General features: G+C 61.9%; 19 protein-coding genes. 17 read left to right on the top strand and 2 right to left on the bottom strand.

The features are described 5' to 3' along the window. The first annotated feature begins 3 nt into the window (after positions 1–3). From CIB54_RS16285 to CIB54_RS16265, 5 genes are all read left to right on the top strand, one after another. The gene (locus CIB54_RS16285) at positions 4–837 is read left to right on the top strand and encodes an alpha/beta fold hydrolase (RefSeq protein WP_065952905.1); all 834 of its coding nucleotides are present in this window, start codon (positions 4–6) and stop codon (positions 835–837) included. Positions 838–876: 39 nt separating this feature from the next. Continuing rightward, on the top strand, positions 877–1,311 hold the full coding sequence (locus CIB54_RS16280; RefSeq protein WP_065894097.1) for an acyl-CoA thioesterase: 435 nt from the start codon (positions 877–879) through the stop codon (positions 1,309–1,311). A gap of 55 nt (positions 1,312–1,366) precedes the next feature. After that, complete coding sequence (locus tag CIB54_RS16275) at positions 1,367–2,326, top strand: tRNA dihydrouridine synthase (protein WP_101220280.1); 960 nt, start codon at positions 1,367–1,369, stop codon at positions 2,324–2,326. Positions 2,327–2,925: 599 nt separating this feature from the next. Then, positions 2,926–4,083, top strand: coding sequence for a hypothetical protein (locus tag CIB54_RS16270; protein ID WP_101220279.1), 1,158 nt, complete (start codon positions 2,926–2,928; stop codon positions 4,081–4,083). An 88-nt stretch (positions 4,084–4,171) separates the two neighbouring features. Continuing rightward, positions 4,172–5,122, top strand: coding sequence for a hypothetical protein (locus CIB54_RS16265; RefSeq protein WP_065952908.1), 951 nt, complete (start codon positions 4,172–4,174; stop codon positions 5,120–5,122). A gap of 67 nt (positions 5,123–5,189) precedes the next feature. Here the strand turns inward: CIB54_RS16265 and CIB54_RS16260 are convergent, their stop codons facing one another. Then, entirely contained in the window at positions 5,190–8,468 is a 3,279-nt protein-coding gene (locus CIB54_RS16260; RefSeq protein WP_065952909.1) for a PAS domain S-box protein, read from the bottom strand. A 66-nt stretch (positions 8,469–8,534) separates the two neighbouring features. Next, positions 8,535–9,425: a LysR family transcriptional regulator gene (locus CIB54_RS16255; RefSeq protein WP_065952910.1), complete on the bottom strand. Its 891-nt coding sequence runs from the start codon at positions 9,423–9,425 to the stop codon at positions 8,535–8,537. 139 nt (positions 9,426–9,564) lie between these two features. Here CIB54_RS16255 and leuC point away from each other — a divergent pair, with 139 nt between their 5' ends. The 12 genes from leuC (at position 9,565) to CIB54_RS16195 (ending at position 23,615) form a co-directional block, all read left to right on the top strand. After that, positions 9,565–10,983 carry a 3-isopropylmalate dehydratase large subunit gene (leuC, locus tag CIB54_RS16250; RefSeq protein WP_101220278.1) on the top strand — a complete coding sequence of 473 codons (1,419 nt, stop codon included), beginning with the start codon at positions 9,565–9,567 and terminating at the stop codon, positions 10,981–10,983. A gap of 10 nt (positions 10,984–10,993) precedes the next feature. Further along, on the top strand, positions 10,994–11,635 hold the full coding sequence (leuD, locus tag CIB54_RS16245; RefSeq protein WP_065952912.1) for a 3-isopropylmalate dehydratase small subunit: 642 nt from the start codon (positions 10,994–10,996) through the stop codon (positions 11,633–11,635). Between the two features lie 131 nt (positions 11,636–11,766). Next, entirely contained in the window at positions 11,767–12,531 is a 765-nt protein-coding gene (locus CIB54_RS16240; protein WP_065952913.1) for a class I SAM-dependent methyltransferase, read from the top strand. A 53-nt stretch (positions 12,532–12,584) separates the two neighbouring features. After that, a complete protein-coding gene (gene leuB / locus CIB54_RS16235) occupies positions 12,585–13,667 on the top strand; it encodes a 3-isopropylmalate dehydrogenase (RefSeq protein WP_101220277.1) in 1,083 nt (360 codons plus the stop codon). 64 nt (positions 13,668–13,731) lie between these two features. Continuing rightward, positions 13,732–14,844, top strand: a complete 1,113-nt coding sequence (gene asd / locus CIB54_RS16230) for an aspartate-semialdehyde dehydrogenase (protein ID WP_101220276.1) — start codon at positions 13,732–13,734, stop codon at positions 14,842–14,844. A 238-nt stretch (positions 14,845–15,082) separates the two neighbouring features. Continuing rightward, a complete protein-coding gene (locus CIB54_RS16225) occupies positions 15,083–16,093 on the top strand; it encodes an aspartate-semialdehyde dehydrogenase (RefSeq protein WP_101220275.1) in 1,011 nt (336 codons plus the stop codon). A 161-nt stretch (positions 16,094–16,254) separates the two neighbouring features. After that, positions 16,255–18,807 carry a FimV/HubP family polar landmark protein gene (locus CIB54_RS16220; RefSeq protein WP_101220274.1) on the top strand — a complete coding sequence of 851 codons (2,553 nt, stop codon included), beginning with the start codon at positions 16,255–16,257 and terminating at the stop codon, positions 18,805–18,807. A gap of 170 nt (positions 18,808–18,977) precedes the next feature. Further along, the gene (gene truA, locus CIB54_RS16215; protein ID WP_101220273.1) at positions 18,978–19,802 is read left to right on the top strand and encodes a tRNA pseudouridine(38-40) synthase TruA; all 825 of its coding nucleotides are present in this window, start codon (positions 18,978–18,980) and stop codon (positions 19,800–19,802) included. A gap of 64 nt (positions 19,803–19,866) precedes the next feature. Continuing rightward, a complete protein-coding gene (locus CIB54_RS16210; protein WP_101220272.1) occupies positions 19,867–20,499 on the top strand; it encodes a phosphoribosylanthranilate isomerase in 633 nt (210 codons plus the stop codon). A 245-nt stretch (positions 20,500–20,744) separates the two neighbouring features. Then, positions 20,745–21,665, top strand: coding sequence for an acetyl-CoA carboxylase, carboxyltransferase subunit beta (gene accD, locus CIB54_RS16205; protein WP_005789754.1), 921 nt, complete (start codon positions 20,745–20,747; stop codon positions 21,663–21,665). Further along, positions 21,662–22,969, top strand: a complete 1,308-nt coding sequence (gene folC / locus CIB54_RS16200; RefSeq protein ID WP_101220271.1) for a bifunctional tetrahydrofolate synthase/dihydrofolate synthase — start codon at positions 21,662–21,664, stop codon at positions 22,967–22,969. Before accD ends, folC begins: the two co-directional genes overlap by 4 nt. Beyond that, on the top strand, positions 22,953–23,615 hold the full coding sequence (locus tag CIB54_RS16195) for an SPOR domain-containing protein (protein WP_101220270.1): 663 nt from the start codon (positions 22,953–22,955) through the stop codon (positions 23,613–23,615). The genes folC and CIB54_RS16195 overlap by 17 nt, the downstream gene beginning before the upstream one ends. The last annotated feature ends 162 nt before the right edge of the window (positions 23,616–23,777 follow it).

Here is a 23,777-nt window from a genome sequence, read left to right as displayed (position 1 = left end):
AACATGGGCGACTTGAGTTGGGTGCGTGGCTTCAACGGCACTGTCGGCCGACTCGCGCCGCAAACGGTGGCCAACCGGATGCGGCGCACCTTCATGACGCCCCGTGAGCTGCCGCCACGGGCGTGGGAGCTGCCGGTGCTGGCGCAATCGCAGCGCATCACCTTGCGTTTCGGCCTCTCGGCGCTGCGCTGGGGGCACGGGCCGGCGGTGTTGCTGATGCACGGCTGGGAAGGCCGGCCTACGCAATTCGCCAGCCTGATCACGGCGTTGGTAGAAGGCGGCTACTCGGTGATTGCGCTGGATGGCCCGGCCCATGGTCATTCGCCAGGGCGTGAAGCACACGTGCTGCTGTTCGCCCGCGCCATGCTCGAGGCAGCGGCCGAGCTGCCCCCGCTGCATGCGGTGGTCGGCCACTCGATGGGCGGTGCCAGCGCGATGCTGGCCGTGCAGTTGGGGCTGCGTACGCGGGCGTTGGTAAGTATCGCCGCGCCGTCGCGGTTTCTCGATGCGCTGCGCGGTTTCACGCGCATGATGGGGTTGCCGCCGCGCGCACGTTCGGCGTTCATCCAGATGGTGGAGCTGGCATTCGGCATGCCGCTCAAGCACCTGGATGTCGCGCACTACCAGATGAACCTTCCCGGCCTGATCGTGCATGCCGAAGACGATACGTTCGTCCCGGTCAAAGCCTCGCAGACCATCCACGAGGCCTGGCCAGACAGTCGCCTGATGCGCCTGGAGCAGGGCGGGCATCAGAAGGTGCTGGCCGATCCACGGGTAATCGAAGGCGTACTCGCCCTGTTGGCGAGCTGTCATGTACAGGAGCGCCAGACCGCCTGATACACTGCGCCCGCCGACATCAATCGACTGGAGCAAGGCATGGGCTGGGATCTGGCAACGCCGTTCATCATCGACCTGCAGGTCGCCGCTGAGGACATCGACGGCCTGGGGCACGCCAATAACGCGGTGTACGTGTCCTGGCTGGAGCGTTGCGCCTGGCGCCATTCCCAGCGTCTGGGGCTGGACCTTGCCGAGTATCGGCGCCTCGACCGCGCGATGGCCGTGGTGCGTCATGAGATCGACTACCTGGCGGCCGGCTACGAAGGCGATGAGCTGCAACTGGCCACGTGGATCGTCGATTGGGACCAGCGCCTGAAGATGACGCGCCGCTTTCAGCTGGTGCGCCCGCGTGACGGCGCCACCTTGCTGCGTGCGCACACCACCTTCGTTTGCATCGAGCTGTCCAGCGGCAGGCCCAAGCGCATGCCCGCCGAGTTCATCGAGGGATATGGGCCTGCGCTGACAGGGGGTTAACGGTTGTTACGGGAAACCCAGTAAACTGCGCCACGATTTTTGTTGAGTGTTTTCCATGCAAATTGCTTTGGCGCCCATGGAGGGGTTGGTCGACAACATCCTGCGGGACGTGTTGACCCGTGTGGGCGGTATCGACTGGTGTGTGACCGAATTCATCCGCGTCAACGACCGATTGCTCACCCCCGCCTATTTCCACAAGCTTGCTCCGGAACTGCTGCAGGGTGCCCATACCGCAGCGGGCGTGCCGCTACGCGTGCAATTGCTGGGGTCTGACCCGGTATGCCTGGCGGAAAACGCGGCCTTGGCCTGCGAGTTGGGGTCGCAGGTGATCGACCTCAACTTCGGCTGCCCGGCCAAGACCGTCAACAAGTCCCGCGGCGGTGCGGTGCTGCTCAAGGAGCCTGAGTTGCTCAACCGGATCGTCGAGCACGTGCGTCGTGCGGTCCCGGCGCATATTCCGGTCACCGCCAAAATGCGCCTGGGCTTCGACAGCCCGGATGGCGCATTGGTCTGCGCTACGGCGCTGGCCGAAGGCGGGGCCGCGCATATCGTGGTGCATGCGCGCACCAAGACCGATGGCTACAAGCCGCCAGCCCATTGGGAGTGGATCCCGCGGGTGCAGGAGGTGGTCAAGGTGCCGGTGTTTGCCAATGGCGACATCTGGAGCGTCGACGATTGGAAACGTTGCCGCGAAGTCAGCGGCGCCGAACACATCATGCTTGGCCGTGGCCTGGTGGCGCGTCCTGACCTGGCGCGGCAGATCGCGGCGGCGCGTGCAGGGCAAGAGGTGGTGGAAATGACATGGGCACAGATGCAGCCGATGCTCCAGGAATTCTGGACCCAATCGGTGGCGCAATTGACCGAGCGTCAGGCACCCGGCCGCTTGAAGCAGTGGCTGGCGATGCTGACGCGCAACTACCCCGAAGCGGTGGAGCTGTTCACCGCCTTGCGTCGCGAGACCGGCCTGGAGCAGGTCAGTCGCCTGCTGAGGATGCCCCATCCGGTGCCTGTCTGAAGCCAGGCAACCGAGTTCTTACAATTGACTTGCCTAAAGGCGCCACTGCAGGCGCCTTTTTTACGCGTGCGAGTTAACACAAACCATGGGCGAGTAAATACGTGGAATGTTATCGACGAGTGACATTCCTACAGAGTATTAACGCATGTGACCACACTTGCGTATTAAAAAAGCCATAAATCAAGGCTTGGCGGAAATTGTCCATGGGGCAAAGTCTGATAATACGCTTTGGTTTCCTTATATGAACTGCGATTTGCGGAACTCGATAGCTCAACTTCCCACGAATGGAGGGACTGAAGCAGTGCTGCTGTTTTCAGTCGATAAAACTATCACTCCCTCTGACCCTAAACCGGTCGAGTTGTATGAAATAAAGGAACGTGCGTATGTCTATGTCGATTAACACTCCGCCACTGGTAAAAGTCGATACATCTGCTCTTGAGCAACCAGCGGTTTCGAACACTAAAGTTATTCTCAAACCGACCGTTCAGTCTCCTGGCACAACACCTCTCCTGACGTCATTGCGCCCGGACAATACGGCAGTCACTCCTGAGACCGCGCTGAGGCAGTTGTTCGATATGCTTGACGGTATCTTTAGGGCCATGCGCGACATATTTTCGGGCAAAACACCGGTGAAGCCCGACTCAGGCAAATTACCGATTGAACCGGATAACAGCAAAGAGCTGGTCAAGCCGGATGCGGGCAAGTTGCCGGTGAAACCGGACACCAGCAAGGAGTTGGTCAAGCCGGATGCAGGCAAGTTGCCGGTGAAACCGGACACCAGCAAGGAGCTGGTCAAGCCGGATGCAGGCAAGTTGCCGGTGAAACCGGACACCAGCAAGGAGTTGGTCAAGCCGGATGCAGGCAAGCTGCCGGTGAAACCGGATACCAGTAAAGAGTTGGTCAAGCCGGATACGGGCAAGCTGCCGGTGCTGCCGGACACCAACAAAGAGCTGGTGAAACCGGACGCAGGCGGGTTGCGGGTGCTACCACAACCCAATGATCCTTCAGTCAACCTGCCTGGAGGGAATAAACCGCACCCCATGCCGATCCCCCTGACGGTGCCGACGCCCGGGATAAGCGTAAACAACGACCCCAGGACAAACGTAAACGTGAATGTGGTAGTCGCTCATTGCCACTGCCCTGATGGAAAAGTCTCGCCGGATCACAAGCCCCAGCCACCTGTGCCGGATCACAAGCCCCAGCCGCCCGTGCCGGATCACAAGCCTCAGCCGCCCGTGCCGGATCACAAGCCTCAGCCGCCCGTGCCGGATCACAAGCCCCAGCCACCCGTGCCGGATAACAAGCCCCGGCCAACCGTGCCGGATGCGAAGCCCCAGCCAACCGTGCCGGACGCCAAGCCCCGGCCAACCGTGCCGGATGCGAAGCCCCAGCCACCCGTGCCGGATGCGAAGCCCCAGCCAACCGTGCCGGACGCCAAGCCCCGGCCAACCGTGCCGGATGCGAAGCCCCAGCCGACCGTGCCGGACGCCAAGCCCCAGCCAACCGTGCCGGACGCCAAGCCCCGGCCAACCGTGCCGGATGCGAAGCCTCAGCCACCCGTGCCGGACGCCAAGCCCCAGCCAACCGTGCTTCCGGGCAACTTCCCAAGGCCTAATGTGCCAACGGATACCAAACCGCAGCCCAAGCCAACGCCCTTGCCCGACGCTCCCACTCCGGACCTGACCAGTCCGTGTCCCGTCGACGACCGATCTGCTGGCAGGCATGGGCGCTTTAATCGGCTAAGTTCCAGGTTTTAAAGGCAGTCATCGCGTTTCGGTCTTTTTATAAGTGCAGGCATTTTTTCGAACGTGTAGTTCGAAGAGGTGCCTGTGCAGGGAGAACTCCATGTCACTCTTTCCAATTAATAACATTGCACGGGTCATTGATGTAAGGCAGTCATTATCGATCGATGCACTCAGCGCAAGTAATGAACCCACTATTAAAGCAGAGGGTGGTCGCGCGTCGGTCAGGGCGACGCCTGATATAAAGTATGGTGATATCGTGCAGCGTTCTGCGGTTGTCGAGAACGACGCGCAGGCGATCAACTCAGTCGTGGCGTTATTCACTTCGCTTTTGACTCAGTTGCTCGCGCTGGTAGCAGATAAGAAACAAAAGACTATTCCTGACGCTGTTCCTTCACCTGTTGTTCCGCAGGTAACCCCCCAGCCGGTGATGCCAAAACCGGATGCCGCAGCGAGCATTCCGGGTTTGTCGAGCAAGCGCGGTGGCGCGAAGCCCGACAATATCTGGAGTGGCTTTCGCCAGGGCCCGGATGGCAACTGTGTGACGGTATCGGCCATCAAGGCCGCAATGTACCGATTCGGACAAAGCCCCACGGATATTTTCCAGGAAGTGGCCAAGACCAATGGCGGGTACCACGTCGTCATGCGCGATGGCTTTCGGCTCACGTTGACTGACGGCGAATTGGCCGAGGGCACCCGAGGCGCCAAGTTCTCCGGGCCCGATAATGGCATGCTCAAGGATGCGCAGTTCCTGTTTGCCGTCAGCGCCAAGCGTGCGCAGATGGAGAACAACGATCGCACGGCCGGTCGCAGTTATCAGGCTGCGATTTATAGTCTGAATAACGGGGAGGATGAAAACGGCCCGGGCGAAGGCTTTCTGCGCCTTGGGTTGAAAAGCCACATGAAACGAGTGTCGGTGAGTGACCTTGCCCGAGGTCAGATAGGCATGTGCAACCGTACTGGGCATTCGGTGGCGGTCATCAACGGCCGCGAGGAGCTATGGGGAAAACAGGGGCGACCCCCCACACGTGGTCAGGCCGTTGCACTGATTTGACCATGGTGCACCTGGGCAGGGATAACCCAGGGTGCATTTTGTTGCAATGCTGCATTTCAGAAAATGCCTATTCCAGTAACTGCCTGAACCCCTCTATCGGCAATGGCCGGCTATGCAAGTACCCCTGATACAAATGACAGCCGAGCTTCTGCAGGAAGGCCAGTTGTTCCACGGTTTCCACGCCTTCGGCAATTACTTCCAGATTCAAGCTGCGGGCCATGGCAACAATGGCACGGATGATTTCAGCGTCATTGGGATCGTGAGTCGCGTCACGCACAAACGACTGGTCGATTTTCAGCCCATCCACCGGCAAACGCTTGAGGTAGGTCAGGGATGAGTAACCGGTGCCAAAATCATCCATCGCAAAGCTCACGCCAAGTTTTTTCAGGCGACGCATCTTCATTACCGTGTCGTCCAGATTCTGGATCACGATGCCTTCAGTGATTTCCAGCTTCAGCAAACTGTAGGGCAGGTGGTGTTGCGTGAGGCTGCGCTCGACCCGCTCCACAAAGTCGTTCTGGCGAAACTGCCGCGGGCTGATATTCACGCACAGGCTGAAATTCAACGGGTCCACCAGGCCCTCGGCAATCAACCGCGCCAATGCGCTGCATGCTTCGTCAAGAATCCAGGTACCCACCTCGAGGATCAAGCCGCTGTCCTCCAGCACCTTGATGAATTCCGCCGGCGACTGCGCCCCCAGTTGCGGGTGCTGCCAGCGCACCAGGGCCTCGGCGCCGACGATCCTATTGCCGCGCGCATCCACCTGGGGCTGGTAGTGCACGCTGAATTCACCGCGCGACAGGGCCAGACGCAGGTCGGTTTCCATGCGCAGGCGCTCGCTGGCGGTTTTTTGCATGCTGTTGTGAAACATTTGGGTGGTGTTGCGCCCCGAATCCTTGGCGCGGTACAGGGCGATGTCGGCGCGTTTGAGCAGGTCGGCGGGGGTGGTGCCATGGTCGGGGATCAGCGCCACGCCGATGCTTGGCGTCACCTGCAGACGGTGGCCGTCGAGGAACATCGGTTCGGAGAGCAATTCGCGCAGGGTATCGGCCAGCGCCTGTACCTGGCTGCTGACTTGCGTGCGTGAGCCCTCCAGGCCGCTGAGCAGGACCACGAACTCGTCACCGCCCAGGCGCGCCACCGTATCCTCCATGCGCACACTGGCTTCCAGGCGGGCGGTGACGATTTTCAACACGGTATCGCCCACCGGGTGACCGAGGGAGTCGTTGATGTGCTTGAAGTGGTCGAGGTCGAGGAACAGCAGCGCGCCGCGCAGGTTGTGGCGCTTGAGCAGGGCGATCTGCTGGCTCAGGCGGTCCATCAGCAGCGCGCGGTTGGGCAGGTTGGTCAGCGGGTCGTGATAGGCCAGGTGGCGGATCTGTGCCTGGGCGCTTTTCAGCAGGCTCACGTCCCGTGCGGTCAGTAGCAGGCACGGCGTTTCATTCAAGGTAATCGGTTCGACCGACACCTCCACTGCCAGCACCTCGCCACGCTTGTTGTGCCAAAGCATTTCAAGGTGATGGATGCGCCCCTTGATCTGCAGTTCGGCCAGCAGCGCGGTGCGCTGGTTTTCATCGGCCCAGATGCCAATCTGGTACAGGGTGAGGCCGATGGCTTCTTCGGCGCGATAGCCGGTCAGGCGACAAAACCCATCATTGACCTCCACATATCGACCCGTGTCGCGCTCGGTGATCGAAATGGCGTCGGGGCTGGAATGGAAGGCTTTGGCGAACTTCTCTTCGCTGGCCTTGAGCGCCGCCTCCGAACGTTGCTGCTGGGTGATATCGCGCAGGGTCGTGACGATGCACGGCTGCTCATTGACCTTGATCAGGCGGCTGGAAATCACGCAGGTCAGGCTCTGGCCGTTCCTGGCATGCACCACGATGGCCACATTGCTCAATGACTGTTCGCGAATCACCCGCTGGATGCGTTGCAGGCGCTTGCTCGATTCATCCCACAGGCCGATCTGCTCGGCGCTTTTGTCGATCACTTCGGCGGCCGTCCAGCCAAACGTCTGGGTGAACGCCGGGTTGATCTCGATGAACTCGCCACTGTCCAGGCAGGTGACGCAGATCGGGTCGGGACTGGCCTGGAACAGGCTGGCGAATTTCTCTTCGGACGCGCTCAGGCGCTGCTCGCGTTCCACCTGATCGGTGATATCGAGCAAGGTACCGGCCATGCGCAGGGGCTTGCCGGATTCGTCACGATACAGCCGTGCGCGGCTTTCCAGGTAGCGCACGCTGCCGTCCTCGGCGGGTACGCGGTAGGTCAACTGGTAGTTGCCGTCGGCGCCTTCGCGCAGGCTGCGGTAGGCATGGCGCATGCCCTCGCGGTCCTGATCGGACATGCCTTCAAAAAACGCATCGAAGGACTCGTGGAACGGTTCGCTCGGCAGGCCATGGAGCTGGGCGGCGCGGGCCGAGCCGTAAAGCATGCCGGTGGGGATGTGCCAGTCCCAGGTGCCCAGTTGTGCCGAGTCCAGTGCCAGGTCCAGGCGCTCCTGGCTGTCCTTGAGCGCCTGCTCGGCGTTTTTGCGCTCGGTGGTGTCGAGGAAGGTGCTGATCAGGTAGGCCTCACCGTCCAGTTCGACCTTTTGCGCACTGAGCGTGCCATCGTGGATCTGGCCGTTGCTGGCACAGAACTGCACTTCCATGGTGATGGATTCACCTTTGCGCTGGGTCGCCTTGACCAGGTGCGTGCGTTGCTCCGGATGACGCCACAGGCCCAACTCCAGCGTCGTACGGCCAATGACTTGCGCCACCGGCCAGCCGAACAGCAGTTCGAAATGGTGGTTGGCCTCGCTGATCAGGCCGTCGGACTGGCGCGTCAGCAGCACCATGTTCGGGCACAGGTGGAAGAGCGTGGCGAAGCGTTTTTCAGAGTGGCTGAGGGCGTGTTCCCGCTCGCGCTGGTGAGTGATCTCGCGGATCACCCCGATCATTTGGCGCCTGCCGTTTTTGTCCGGCACCAGGCTGCCGTTGATTTCCAGCCAGTGCAGGCTGCCATCGGGCCATTGGATGCGGTGATGCATGGCCTGTTCGACCGGTTCGCCGGCCAGCACCGCATGAAATGCCCTGACTACGTGGGCGCGGTCTTCCGGCGCCAAAAGGTCGAGGTAGTTGAGGTCATTGGGCAATGGCTGGCGCGGATCGTAGCCAAACAATGCCTGAGTGCCTCGGGACCAGTTGATTTTCCCAGTGTCGATTTCCCAGCACCATGCGCCCAGCCGCGCGGCATTGAGTGCCGACAGCAGTTGCGGGGCGCTGTCCCAGCGTTGTTCCGCCTCTTGGGGATCCAAGGCGTAGATGCGGGGCAGTGGTGGCACGGAATCAACGGGGTTGGGCATTATTCAAAGGGCCTCGGCTCGATGGGAAGACAGCGCGGTTCGCTTGAAGCCCGAGGCCGCACAACGTCATGCCGGTATCCCTGGCGGATCGACCTGTGCATCCAGAAGGCTCATGAAAGCCCGCGCAGCGTTCGACAGCGTCCTTTCGGTGTGCACGATATAGCCTAGCTGGCGACGCAGCTGTATGCCCGGCAACGCGATACTTGCCACCTGATCATCCAGCATGGTGCGTGGCAACACGCTCCAGGCCAGGCCGATGGACACCATCATCTTGATGGTTTCCAGGTAGTTGGTGCTCATCGCGATGTTCGGCGTCAGGCCCTGGGCCTCGAACAGGCGGCTGACAATATGGTGGGTAAAGGTGTTGCCGCCGGGAAACACCGCAGGGTGCCCGGCGATATCGGCCAGGCTGACCGAGCCGTTGCTGATCAGGCTGTGTTCGGGGGCCACCACGAAATCCAGCGGGTCGTCCCACACGGACGTCGCGCGCACCAGGTTGTGCGGCTCGGGCGCCAGGGTGATGACCGCCACTTCGGCGCGTCCGTGGAGGATTTCTTCGTAGGCCACTTCCGAATCGAGGAATTGAATATCCAGCGCCACGCTCGGGTATTGCCGAGTGAAGGTGCGCAAAACCGGCGGCAGGCGATGCAGGCCTATATGGTGACTGGTAGCCAGCGTGAGGCGCCCGCTGACTTCTCCGGTCAGGTTGGTCAAGGCGCGACGGGTGTCGTCCAGCACATTCAGAATCTGATAAGCACGCGGCAGCAAGGCCCGCCCGGCTTCGGTCAGGCCCACTTCACGACCCAGGCGATCGAACAGGCGCACCTTCAATTGTTGCTCCAGGCCGGCAATGCGTTTGCTGATGGCGGGTTGAGTCAGGTGCAGGCGTTCACCGGCGCCGGAGAAGCTGCCGGTTTCGGCGATGGCGATAAAGGCGTTGAGGTTGGCCAGGTCCATGGTGCTATTCCAGTTGGTAATCCAAAGCATAAAAAATATGAATTTGAGTTATTTAATGTAGCGCCATACCATCAGCCTCACAAGCCAAAGGGTTATTGAAAGCCCGGCGCATAGAAACACCGCTGATGAGGACCGACTGATGGCCGGCAAAACGCTTTACGACAAGCTTTGGGATTCCCATGAAGTGAAACGGCGCGATGATGGGTCGTCGCTGATCTACATCGACCGTCACATCATCCATGAAGTGACCTCGCCCCAAGCGTTCGAAGGCCTGCGGCTGGCCGGGCGCAAGCCTTGGCGCGTCGACTCCATCATCGCCACCCCGGACCACAACGTGCCAACCACCCCGGAGCGCAAAGGCGGCATCGAAGCCATTACCGACCAGGTGTCGCGTTTGCAGGTGCAGACGCTTGACGACTACTGCGATGAATATGGCATCACCGAATTCAAGATGAATGACGTGCGTCAAGGCATCGTCCACGTGATCGGCCCGGAGCAGGGCGCGACCCTGCCGGGCATGACCGTGGTCTGCGGTGACTCCCACACCTCCACCCACGGTGCGTTCGGTGCCCTGGCCCATGGCATCGGCACCTCCGAGGTGGAGCATGTGTTCGCCACCCAGTGCCTGGTCGCCAAGAAGATGAAAAACATGCTGGTTCGCGTCGAAGGCACCTTGCCGTTTGGCGTGACCGCCAAGGACATCGTGCTCGCGGTGATCGGCAAGATCGGCACCGCCGGCGGTAACGGCCATGCCATCGAATTCGCCGGCAGCGCCATTCGCGACCTGTCCATCGAAGGCCGCATGACCATCTGCAACATGTCCATCGAAGCCGGTGCCCGCGTCGGTATGGTGGCGGCGGACGAAAAGACCGTCGAGTACGTCAAGGGCCGTCCATTCGCTCCGCAGGGCGCTGATTGGGATGCCGCCGTCGAAGCCTGGAAAGACCTGGTGTCCGACGCCGACGCGGTGTTCGACACCGTGGTCGAACTCGACGCTGCCCAGATCAAGCCGCAAGTCAGTTGGGGCACGTCGCCGGAAATGGTCTTGGCCGTCGACCAGAAGGTGCCGGACCCGGCCCAGGAAGCCGACCTGGTCAAGCGCGGTTCCATTGAGCGCGCCCTGAAGTACATGGGCTTGAAAGCCAATCAGGCGATCACCGACATCCAGTTGGATCGCGTGTTCATCGGTTCCTGCACCAACTCGCGGATCGAAGACCTGCGCGCCGCAGCAGTGATCGCCAAGGGCCGCAAGGTTGCGTCGACCATTAAACAAGCCATCGTCGTGCCGGGTTCGGGCCTGGTCAAGGCGCAAGCCGAAGCGGAAGGCCTGGACAAGATCTTCCTCGAAGCCGGTTTCGAATGGCGTGAGCCGGGCTGTTCCATGTGCCTGGCGATGAACCCTGACCGCCTGGAGTCGGGCGAGCATTGCGCATCGACCTCCAACCGTAACTTCGAAGGTCGCCAGGGCGCCGGTGGGCGTACCCACCTGGTCAGCCCGGCCATGGCCGCCGCCGCCGCCGTCAACGGTCGTTTCATCGACGTTCGCGAATTGATCTGAGGAATACCCGATGCGTGCTTTTACACAACACACAGGTTTAGTCGCGCCGTTGGACCGTGCCAACGTGGACACCGACCAGATCATCCCCAAGCAGTTCCTGAAGTCGATCAAGCGCACCGGTTTCGGCCCCAACCTGTTCGACGAATGGCGCTACCTGGACGTGGGGTATGCCTACCAGGACAACTCCAAGCGCCCGCTGAACAAGGACTTCGTGCTCAACGCCGAGCGTTACCAGGGCGCCAGTGTGCTGCTGGCCCGGGAAAACTTCGGTTGCGGCTCCAGCCGTGAACACGCGCCGTGGGCCCTGGAAGAATATGGCTTTCGCAGCATTATCGCGCCGAGCTATGCGGACATCTTCTTCAACAACAGCTTCAAGAATGGCTTGTTGCCGATCATCCTGAGCGACGCCGAAGTGGATGAGCTGTTCCAGCAAGTGGAGGCCAATGTGGGCTACCAGTTGACGGTGGACCTGGCCGCACAGACCGTGACCCGTCCGGATGGCAAGGTGTACCACTTCGAAGTGGACGCCTTTCGCAAGCATTGCTTGATCAATGGCCTGGACGATATCGGCCTGACCTTGCAGGACGGCGATGCGATTGCGGCGTTTGAGCGCAAGCACCGGGCGAGCCAGCCGTGGTTGTTTCGCGATTGAGGTAGGCAGGACCGTCGCTATCGGGGGCAAGCCCCCTCCCACATTTGAATGTATTCACAGATCAAAAGGTGGGAGGGGGCTTGCCCCCGATGAGGCCGGTGTTAACAACACAAAATCCAGGGAAAGCCCCCATGACCACCACCGCCCACACCCAAGTCGTGCAAAAACAATTCGGCGAACAAGCCGCCGCCTACCTGAGCAGCGCCGTTCACGCCCAGGGCACCGAATTCGCGCTGCTCCAGGCCGAACTGGCCGGGCAGGGCAGTGCACGACTGCTGGACCTGGGTTGCGGTGCCGGTCATGTCAGTTTCCATGTCGCGCCGTTGGTGAAAGAGGTGGTGGCCTACGACCTGTCCCAGCCAATGCTCGACGTGGTGGCCGCCGCTGCGCAAGATCGCGGTTTCACCAATATCAGCACCGTGAACGGCGCCGCTGAACGCCTGCCGTTCGCCGATGGCGAGTTCGACTTCGTGTTCAGCCGTTATTCGGCCCACCACTGGAGCGACCTCGGCCTGGCCCTGCGCGAAGTGCGGCGAGTGCTCAAGCCGGGCGGCGTGGCGGCCTTCGTGGACGTGTTGTCACCGGGCAGCCCGTTGCTGGACACTTACCTGCAAACCGTCGAAGTGCTGCGCGACACCAGCCATGTGCGTGATTACTCCGCCGCCGAGTGGATGCGCCAGCTCAGCGAAGCCGGCTTGCATGTGCGCAACAGCAGCCGCCAGCGCCTGCGCCTGGAATACACGTCGTGGGTTGAACGCATGCGTACCCCGCAGGCTTTGCGCGCAGCCATCCTGCAGCTGCAACAGGCAATGGGCCAGGAAGTGCGCGATTATTACGAGATTCAAGCCGACGGCACCTTCAGCACTGACGTGCTGGTGGTGTGGGCCGAGCGCTGATTGATTTTTCCCGACCTGCCCACGAGCAGGTCGCTCGATGAAATGAGGAACCCATGAGCAAGCAGATTCTGATTCTCCCTGGCGACGGTATTGGTCCGGAAATCATGGCCGAGGCGGTCAAGGTGCTGGAATTGGCCAACGCCAAATACAGCCTGGGCTTCGCGCTGAGCCACGACGTGATCGGCGGCGCAGCCATCGACAAGCACGGCGTGCCCCTGGCCGACGAGACCCTGGACCGTGCCCGCGCGGCCGACGCTGTGCTGCTGGGCGCCGTGGGCGGCCCGAAGTGGGACAAGATCGAGCGGGATATCCGTCCTGAGCGCGGCCTGCTGAAAATCCGTGCGCAACTGGGCCTGTTCGGCAACCTGCGCCCGGCCATCCTCTATCCGCAACTGGCCGACGCCTCGAGCCTCAAGCCGGAAGTGGTGGCGGGCCTGGATATCCTGATCGTGCGTGAGCTGACCGGCGGTATCTATTTCGGCTCGCCACGCGGCGTGCGCGAGTTGGAGAATGGCGAGCGTCAGGCCTACGACACCCTGCCGTACAGCGAGAGCGAAATCCGCCGCATCGCCCGTGTCGGTTTCGACATGGCCCGTGTACGTGGCAAGAAGGTCTGCTCGGTCGATAAGGCCAACGTACTGGCTTCCAGCCAACTGTGGCGTGAGATCGTCGAAGAGGTCGCCAAGGATTACCCGGACGTCGAGCTGAGCCACATGTACGTCGACAACGCCGCCATGCAACTGGTGCGTGCGCCCAAGCAGTTCGACGTGATCGTCACCGATAACCTGTTCGGCGATATCCTGTCCGACCAGGCGTCGATGCTCACCGGCTCCATCGGCATGCTGCCGTCGGCCTCCCTGGACACAAACAACAAAGGTATGTACGAGCCGTGCCACGGTTCTGCACCGGACATCGCAGGCCAGGGCATTGCCAACCCGTTGGCGACCATTTTGTCGGTGTCGATGATGCTGCGTTACAGCTTCAACCTGGGCGACGCCGCAGACGCCATCGAGAAAGCCGTGAGCCTGGTGCTGGACCAGGGTTTACGCACTGGCGACATCTGGTCGCAGGGTTGCACCAAGGTCGGTACGCAAGAAATGGGCGACGCAGTAGTCGCCGCGCTGCGGAATCTGTAATCTCTCGGGCCCGCTTGCAGTTGTTGCTGCAAGGCGGCCCACTTTTTAACAAGGTGTAGTTGCGATGAAACGTGTAGGTCTGATCGGTTGGCGCGGCATGGTCGGTTCCGTGCTCATGCAGCGGATGCTGGAAGAGCAGGATTTCGATCTTATCGAGCCGGTGTTTTTCACCACTTCGAACGTAGGTGGCCAAGGGCCGTCCGTGGGCAAGGATATTGCGCCGCTCAAGGATGCCTACAGCATTGAAGAGCTCAAGACCCTCGATGTGATTCTGACCTGCCAGGGTGGCGACTACACCAGCGAAGTCTTCCCCAAGCTGCGCGAAGCCGGCTGGCAGGGCTACTGGATCGACGCCGCGTCGAGCCTGCGCATGCAGGACGATGCGGTGATCATCCTCGACCCGGTCAACCGCAAGGTCATCGACCAGCAGCTGGACGCCGGCACCCGCAATTATGTGGGCGGCAACTGCACCGTCAGTCTGATGCTGATGGGCCTGGGTGGCTTGTTCGAGGCCGGTCTGATCGAGTGGATGAGCGCCATGACCTATCAGGCGGCCTCCGGTGCCGGCGCGCAGAACATGCGTGAACTGATCAAACAGATGGGCGCGACCCACGCTGCGGTTGCCGATCAACTGGCCGACCCGGCCAGCGCGATCCTGGATATTGACCGCCGCGTGGCCGACGCCATGCGCAGCGAAGCTTATCCGACCGAAAACTTCGGCGTGCCATTGGCCGGTAGCCTGATCCCGTGGATCGACAAGGAACTGCCGAACGGCCAGAGCCGCGAAGAGTGGAAGGCCCAGGCCGAGACCAACAAGATCCTCGGTCGCTTCAAGAACCCGATCCCGGTGGATGGCATCTGCGTGCGCATCGGCGCCATGCGCTGCCACAGCCAGGCGCTGACCATCAAGCTGAACAAAGACGTGCCGATCGCCGATATCGAAGGGTTGATCAGCCAGCACAACCCCTGGGTCAAGCTGGTGCCGAACAACCGCGATATCAGCATGCAGGAGCTGAGCCCGACCAAGGTCACCGGCACCCTGAATGTACCGGTGGGCCGTCTGCGCAAGCTGAACATGGGCAGCCAGTTCCTCGGCGCGTTTACCGTTGGCGACCAGTTGCTGTGGGGCGCGGCCGAGCCGTTGCGTCGCATGCTGCGGATTTTGCTCGAGCGTTGATCGCTGCTTGTACCGGGAAACCCGCGCTCTGGTGACAGGCGCGGGTTTTTTGTTGCCTGCCAGGGCCTAATCGGGGGCAAGCCCCCTCCCACATTTGAATGCGTTCACACATCACCCTGTGGGAGGGGGCTTGCCCCCGATTGGGCCATCAGCCACTCCACAAGCCCCCCAGGCCAATTGCCTCACCCCCTGTCACCCGGTAAAGTGCCGCTCCCCCGCAATGCCCGAGGCAAGCCCCATGACCCAGACCTTTGAAATCGCCGTGATCGGCGCCACCGGCACCGTTGGCGAAACCCTGGTACAGATTCTCGAAGAGCTGGACTTCCCGGTAGGCACCCTTTATTTGCTGGCGGGCAACAATTCCGCCGGTGCCTCGGTACCGTTCCGGGGCAAGAATCTGCGGGTAAAGGAAGTCGACGAATTCGATTTCAGCAAGGCGCAACTGGCTTTCTTCGCGGCCGGCCCGGCGGTGACCTTGAGCTTCGCTTCACGCGCCATTGCCGCCGGTTGTTCGGTGATCGACTTGTCTGGCGCGTTGCCTGCCGAGCAGGCGCCGCACGTGGTGCCGCAAGCCAATGCCCACGTGCTCAAAGACTTGAAGAAGCCGTTTCAAATCGCCAGCCCGAGCCCGTCCGCCACTTACCTGGCGGTGGTGCTGGCGCCGTTGCGTGGCCTGCTGGATATCCAGCGCGTGAGCGTCACCGCCAACCTGGCCGTGTCTGCCCTGGGCCGCGAGGCCGTGAGTGAGTTGGCCCGCCAGACCGCCGAGCTGTTGAATGTGCGTCCGCTGGAGCCGACCTTCTTTGATCGGCAAGTGGCCTTCAACCTGCTGGCACAAGTCGGCACGCCAGACGCCCAGGGTCACACGGCGCTGGAGAAACGTCTCGTACATGAACTGCGCGCCGTACTGGAAACACCTTTACTGAAAATTTCCGCCACGTGCATTCAAGCCCCGGTGTTTTTCGGCGATAGCCTGACTGTGTCGCTGCAGTTGGGCGCGCCGGCCGATCTGGCTGCGGTGAGCGGCGCGCTTGAGGCGGCGCCGGGTATCGAGCTGGTCGAGGAGGGCGACTACCCAACGGCAGTCGGCGATGCAGTGGGTCAGGACGTTGTTTATGTAGGACGAGTGCGCGCGGGCGTCGACGACCCGGCGGAACTAAATCTGTGGCTGACGTCAGATAACGTACGCAAAGGGGCTGCGCTTAACGCCGTGCAGCTGGCGCAGTTGTTGATAAAAGGCCTTGCGTAAAAGATACTTGGCGTCAATTTGTAGATTGATTCTCACCAAGCGCTATGCTTGGCCCAAAGCGGAACACAAGCGTGTCGGTGACCTATCGGCTCGCCATGCCTTATGGCAGCGGTTACCAACCTTCTCGCAAGCCGGGGAGTGTTCAGACAAAGGATGAGGCTATGGTTCAAGTTCGCAAACTGGTGTTAGCAATAGCGGCCGCCTCGGCGCTGTCCTCCGGTATGGCGCAGGCGCTGCAACTTGGGGAGATGACCCTCAAGTCGAAGTTGAACCAGCCGCTGTCGGTGGAAATCGAGTTGCTCGACGTCGGTGGCCTCACGGCGTCCGAGATCACCCCGAGCCTGGCGTCGTCCCAGGCGTTCGTCGATGCGGGTGTCGATCGCCAGGCCTTTCTCGACCAGCTCACTTTTACGCCGGTGGTCAATCCCAATGGCCGCAGCGTGGTGCGCGTCACCTCCGACAAACCGCTGCCCGATTCCTATGTGCGCTTTCTGTTGCAGGTGCAATGGCCTAATGGCCGCCTGATGCGTGACTACAGCGTGCTGCTCGATCCCGCCAAATTCGACCCCCCCACATCGGCTGCCAGCGCCCCGGCGCCGCGCTTGAGTGCGCCGGCCGGCACCGCGTCCGCCGTCAGCAAGCCTGCGCAACATACCACCACGGCTCGCGACACCTTGTGGGAAATTGCCGAGAAAAACCGCAATGGTGGCTCTGTGCAACAGACCATGCTGGCCATTCAGGCGCTCAACCCAAATGCCTTTGTCGATGGCAACATCAACCGCCTGAAAACCGGCCAGGTCCTGCGCCTGCCGGACACCGTGCAAAGCACCGCGCTGGCGCAACCCCAGGCGATCGCCGAAGTGACTGCGCAGAACGCCGCCTGGCGCCAGGGGCGCCGCACTGCCACCCAGCAAGTGGCAGGCAAGGCCCAGTTGGACGCCACCAAGCGCACCGAGACGGGCAACGCGCCGTCGAGCACCAATGCCAAGGACAACCTGAGCCTGGTGTCGGCCGAAGCAGCCAAAAAAGGTGCAAACGGCAAGGCGGGCGACAGCCGTGCGTTGAGCGACAAGCTGGCGATGACTCAAGAGCAACTGGACACCACCCGTCGCGATAACGAAGAGCTCAAAAGCCGCGCGGCAGATTTGCAAAGCCAGTTGGACAAGCTGCAAAAGCTGATTCAACTGAAAAATGATCAACTGGCCCGGTTGCAGGCCGAGAAGGGCGATGCAGTGGCGCCCGTGACGGCAGCAGCAGCGCCCGAGGCGGCGGCGATGCCTGCGCCGTCGGCCGATGAGCCGGCGCCTGCCGAACAAGCCCCGGTTGCCGCACCTACTCCGGAACCTGCCAAGCCGGTTGCCGCGCCTGCAACCACCGAAGGCAAATTCAATGAGCTGTTGACCAACCCCATCGTGCTCGGTGTGCTCGGTGGTGCGGCCATCATTCTGGCGTTGCTGCTCCTGCTGCTGTGGGTGCGTCATCGCAACGCCCGTCTTGAAGAAGAGAAGCACCTGCGCATGGCGCGAGCGCTGGCTGAGGAGCCGGAGTTCACATCGAGCCTGGAGCGCGACCTGCCCTCCGACAGTTTCGAAGGCCTGGAAGTGCCGCCGCCGAATGTAGCGCCCGCGCCCGCGCCTGCACCCGCGCCTGCGCGCGCTCCGGTGGTTGAGCCGGTCGTGCCGAGCGTCGCCTCGGTGCTTGCGCCGCTGGCGGTTGCGGTTGCCCCGCAGAACGCCAACGATGCGCTGGCCCAGGCCCAGTCCCATATCGACCGTGGCCACCTGAACCAGGCGGCCGATGTGCTCGAACAAGCGATCAAGCACGAGCCCAAGCGCAGCGATCTGCGTTTGAAGCTGATGGAAGTGTACGGCCTGCAAAATGACAAGGACGGTTTCGTCAATCAGGAGCGGCAACTGGTGGCCAACGGTGAAAACCATGCCCAGGTCGAGCAGCTCAAACGCCGTTTCCCGGCCATGGCGGTATTGGCGGCAGGTGTAAGCGCGGCAGTGGCCGCTGCAGCCCTGGACGCCCAGTACGTCAAGGATTTGCTGGAAGACAAGCCGGCTGCGTCGCAGCCGGAACCGTTGGACACCGATTTCGATCTGAGCCTGGACGAGCTGGAAGCGGCATCGCCGGCTGAGGTCGATGATCAGCAGACATTCGAGGCGCTTCTTCAGCAGCAGACGGCAGCCAATGCACGTGCCGATGAACTGTCGGACTTTGACCTTGATCTGCAACTGGATGCACCGGCGTCCGCGCAATCGGATGACGACTTCCTGTCCGGGCTCGAAGAGCAGATGAAGGACGTGCCTGCCGTCGAGCCGCCGACCCTGACCCCAGCAGCTCTGGATGACTTCGATTTGCCGGAAGATTTCGACCTCTCCCTGGCGGATGAGCCCGAATCGGCGACCAAGCCGGATGCCTTCGCGTCGGAGCTGGATGACGTCAACGCCGAGTTGGACCGTCTGTCCCAGAGCCTGGAGCACCCCTCCATCGAACCCTCGTTCACGGCTGAAGATGCGGCGCTCGGTGACGATGAGCCTGAGTTCGACTTCCTGTCGGGTACCGATGAAGTCGCCACCAAGCTGGACCTGGCCCAGGCTTATATCGACATGGGGGATGCCGATGGCGCCAAGGACATCCTGTCCGAAGTACTGACCGAGGGCAACGAGACCCAGCGCGGCGAGGCCAAGGAAATGCTCGGCCGAATCTGAAGGCTGATAAACATCCATTGTGAGACAGGGCGTGCTTCCTCCCACAGTTGGCTTGGCGCCCCTCTCCAACAAAAGCGCCCGTCGCGCAGCCGTCGCCTTTATAATGGCTGCCTTCGCGCAACTCATCAGGCTCTCAGTTCTTGGCAAATATAGATAACGCGGCCGCCGAAATGGCGGCCGCAGGCTTTTACCGCATCGCGCTGGGCGTGGAATACAAAGGCTCGCGCTATCGCGGCTGGCAACGCCAGGCATCCGGCGTGCTGACGGTGCAGGAAACCCTGGAAAACGCTTTATCGAAAGTCGCTGACTCGCCGGTGTCGCTGATGTGTGCCGGGCGGACCGACGCGGGCGTGCATGCCTGCGGTCAGGTGGTGCATTTCGACACCCAGGCCGAACGCTCGATGAAGGCCTGGGTAATGGGCGCCAATATCAATCTGCCCCATGACGTTAGCGTCACGTGGGCCAAGGTCATGCCGGCGCATTTTCATGCGCGCTTCAAGGCCATCGCCCGGCGCTACCGCTACGTGATCTATAACGATCAGATCCGCCCGGCGCACCTGAACCAGGAAATTACCTGGAACCACCGCCCGCTGGATGCCGAGCGCATGGCCGAGGCTGCGCAACACCTTGTGGGGGTGCATGATTTCAGCGCGTTCCGTGCCGGCCAATGCCAGGCCAAATCGCCGATCAAGGAAGTCCACCATCTGCGCGTGACCCGTCATGGCAAGATGATTGTGCTGGATATCCGTGCCGGGGCGTTCCTGCACCATATGGTGCGTAACATTGCGGGTGTGCTGATGACCATCGGTACCGGCGAGCGTCCGGTGCAATGGGCCAGGGAAGTGCTGGAAAGCCGCGTGCGCCGTACCGGTGGGGTGACGGCGCATCCGTTCGGCCTGTATCTGGTGGAGGTGGAGTACCGTGATGAGTTCGAGCTGCCGGAGCGTTTTATCGGGCCACACTTCCTCACCGGTTTCAGCGAACTTGACGGCTGACGCCCGGAAGAGCTTTTGTTACCATCCGGGACTTTCTCGGTTCAATCCCTGAGGTTTCTACGATATGTCAGCCGTTCGCAGCAAGATTTGCGGGATTACCCGCATCGAAGACGCGTTGGCGGCGGTCGAGGCGGGGGCGGATGCCATTGGTCTGGTGTTTTACGCCAGGAGCCCGCGAGCGGTGAATGTGTTGCAGGCGCGGGCCATCATCGCTGCGCTGCCACCGTTCGTGACCACTGTGGGCTTGTTCGTCAACGCCAGCCGGTGTGAACTCAATGAAACCCTGGATGCCGTGCCGCTGGACATGCTGCAGTTTCATGGCGACGAAACCCCGGACGAATGCGAGCGCTATCAGCGCCCCTATATCAAGGCGCTGCGCGTCAAGGCCGGCGACGATATCGCCGCCGCCTGTGCCGCCTATACGGGGGCGCGCGGGATTCTGCTGGACACCTATGTCGAAGGCGTTCCCGGCGGTACGGGCGAAGCGTTCGACTGGTCGCTGATCCCGGCGCGCTTGAGCAAGCCGGTGATTCTGGCCGGTGGGCTCACCCCTTCGAATGTCGGCGCGGCCATCGAGCAGGTCCGGCCGTATGCCGTGGATGTCAGCGGCGGGGTGGAGCAGGGCAAGGGCATCAAGGATCACGCCAGGATTCGCGCATTCGTGCAGGCCGTGCGCAACAGCAGCGGTGCGATGTGACGGCTGGCAGTCTGCCGCCGTCCATAACTACCACTGTGTAAAACAGCACCGGCGCCGCCTGCGGGAGGCCCGGAAACGAAGTGGCAACCCTGCGCTGGCAGGTTGTCTGGAAGGCTGAGGATACAGGCGGGAAATGGCTGGTCGAGCCTCTGACCCCGTCCCGCCGACATCATCGCCACATATGAATTTAGCTCAAGGGCATACGCGGGGCTGTGTTCAAGCCACCGGTACTGGAGAAAGAAAGCATGAGCAACTGGTTAGTAGACAAACTGATCCCTTCGATCATGCGTTCCGAGGTGAAGAAAAGCTCGGTTCCTGAAGGTCTGTGGCACAAGTGCCCGTCCTGCGACGCGGTGCTGTACCGCCCGGAACTGGAAAAGACCCTGGACGTTTGCCCCAAGTGCAACCACCACATGCGTATTGGCGCACGCGCGCGTATCGACATCTTCCTCGACGCCGACGGCCGCAACGAGCTGGGCGCTGACCTGGAGCCGGTCGACCGTCTCAAGTTCCGCGACAGCAAGAAGTACAAGGACCGTCTGGTCGGTGCGCAGAAGCAGACCGGCGAGAAAGACGCGCTGATCTCCGTCAGCGGCAAGCTGCTGGGCATGCCGGTAGTGGTGTCGGCGTTCGAGTTCTCCTTCATGGGCGGCTCGATGGGTGCCATCGTCGGCGAGCGTTTCGTGCGCGCTGCCAACTATGCCCTGGAAAACCGTTGCCCGATGATCTGCTTCGCCGCCTCCGGTGGCGCGCGTATGCAGGAAGCGCTGATTTCCCTGATGCAAATGGCCAAGACCTCGGCGGTATTGGCGCGTCTGCGCGAAGAAGGCATTCCGTTCATCTCGGTATTGACCGACCCGGTGTACGGCGGCGTTTCCGCCAGCCTGGCGATGCTGGGCGATGTGATCGTCGGCGAGCCGAAGGCCCTGATCGGCTTCGCCGGCCCGCGCGTCATCGAGCAGACCGTGCGTGAAAAACTGCCGGAAGGTTTCCAGCGCAGCGAGTTCCTGCTGGAACACGGCGCCATCGACCTGATTATCCCGCGCGGCGAGCTGCGGCCACGGCTGGGTAATCTGCTGGCGCAAATGATGGGCCTGCCAACGCCTGTCTACGTCGCACCCAAAGTCGAGCCGATCGTTGTGCCGCCGGTGCCGGCAAACCTATGACCGAACGTTCCCTGGGCGAATGGCTCGCCTACCTTGAGCAGTTGCATCCGTCCGCCATCGACATGGGCCTGGAGCGCTCGCAACAGGTAGCGGCCCGCCTGGGGTTGGGGCGTCCGGCACCGCGTGTGATCACCGTAACCGGCACCAATGGCAAAGGCTCGACCTGCGCCTTTGTCGCCGCGTTGCTGCAAGCCCAAGGGCTGAAAATTGGCGTATACAGTTCGCCGCACCTGCTGCGCTATAACGAGCGGGTGCAGCTCAATGGCGTCGAAGCGAGCGACGCGCAACTCTGCGAAGCCTTCGCCGCCCTCGATGCAGGGCGTGGCGATATTTCCCTGACCTATTTCGAGATGGGCACCCTGGCGGCGTTGTGGCTGTTCGAGCGTGCGCAGCTCGATATCGTCGTGCTGGAAGTGGGCCTGGGCGGGCGTCTGGACACGGTCAACGTGGTGGATGCCGACGTGGCGCTGGTCACCAGTATCGGTGTCGACCATGTCGATTACCTGGGCGATACCCGCGAATCCGTGGCGTACGAAAAGGCCGGGATCTTTCGCCCGGGCAAGCCTGCGCTGTGCGGTGATCTCGACCCACCGCAACCCTTGCTGGACAAGGTGCGTGAGCTTGATTGCCCGTTTTACCTGCGCGGGCGTGATTTCAGTCTCGAGATCGGCGATCAGCATTGGCAATGGTCCGGGCGCGATGCCCGGGGTCAACAGGTAGTGTTGCGCGATTTGCCGCTGCTGAACCTGCCGATGGAAAATGCCGCGCTCGCGCTGCAAGCCTATCTGTTGCTGGATCTGCCGTGGAATCCCGGGCAAATTGCCGCAACCCTGCTGGCGACGCGGGTAGTGGGGCGCCTGGATCGGCGCGCCGTCGAGTGGCAAGGCAAGCGTCTTAACCTGCTGCTGGATGTGGGGCATAACCCCCACGCCGCTGAATACCTGGCGCAGCGGCTGATGCGCACGCCATTGTCCGGCCGTCGCCTGGCGGTGTTCGGCTTGCTGGCTGACAAGGATCTTGATGGCGTGGTTGCGCCGTTGCTCGGCAGCGTAGAGTCCTGGGCCGTTGCACCGCTTGATACCCCGCGTAGCCGTGCGGCAGCTGAACTGCAAGTTGCCTTGCAGAACCTTGGTGCGCCGGTGGCGTCGTATGCAAGCGTCACTGCGGCCCTTGAGGCGCAATGTGCGGTGGCGACGGCCGACGACGAGATTCTGTTGTTCGGATCATTTTATTGTGTTGCCGAGGCGCTCGAATGGCTGGCCCGGCGCTCCACGGAGGAAGCTGCACATGGCATTACTCGATAGCGCATACAAGCAGCGGATGGTGGGAGCCCTGGTGTTGGTGGCATTGGCGGTGATTTTCCTGCCGATGCTGTTCTCCCGTCAGGACGAACAGCGCCAGGTGGTGGTTGAAGCGCCGGCTGCACCCCAGGCGCCGGTAGTCCCTCAGGTTCAGGTGGAACCGGTCGTGGTGCCTGAACCGCAAGCGCTGCCTGAGCAAGAGCCCGTGCCGACCGATGCCGAGGTCGCTGCACAGCAGGCGCCTTCCATGCCGGTGCAGCCGAGTGTTCCGGTGGTCAAGCCGGCTCCGGCAGCGCCTGTCGCAGCCGCCAAGCCTGCCGCGCCGACACCTGCGCCCAAGCCGGTCGCGCCACAGCCGGCCGCGCCGGGCAAGCCGGATGTCGGTCAGAGTCGTATCGACTCGAATGGGTTGCCGATCAGTTGGTCGATTCAAGTGGCCAGCCTGGGCAACCGCGAAGGCGCCGACGCCTTGCAGAAAAAGCTGCGCGCCCAGGGCTACAACGCTTATATCCGCAGCGCCGATGGCAAGAACCGTGTGTTTATCGGCCCGCTGATCGAGCGCGCCGAAGCCGATCGCCTGCGCGATTTGCTCGATCGTCAGCAGAACCTCAAGGGGTTTGTGACCCGTTTCCAGCCTGAGCGCGGCTAGGCGGTACGATAAGGTCAAAATGTGGGAGGGGGCTTGCCCCCGATAGCGGTGGGTCAGTCAGTACCTCTGACACTGAACCACTGCCATCGGGGGCAAGCCCCCTCCCACATTGTTTTCAGCGGTCTTGAAATAGTGTTCGCACTGCCCAATCTATTGATTTGC

The organism is Pseudomonas fluorescens (genome assembly GCF_002837185.1).
Taxonomy (GTDB): domain Bacteria; phylum Pseudomonadota; class Gammaproteobacteria; order Pseudomonadales; family Pseudomonadaceae; genus Aquipseudomonas; species Aquipseudomonas fluorescens_AM.
Note: the sequence above shows the minus strand (reverse complement) of the source record. Positions and strands in the feature narration are given on the sequence as shown.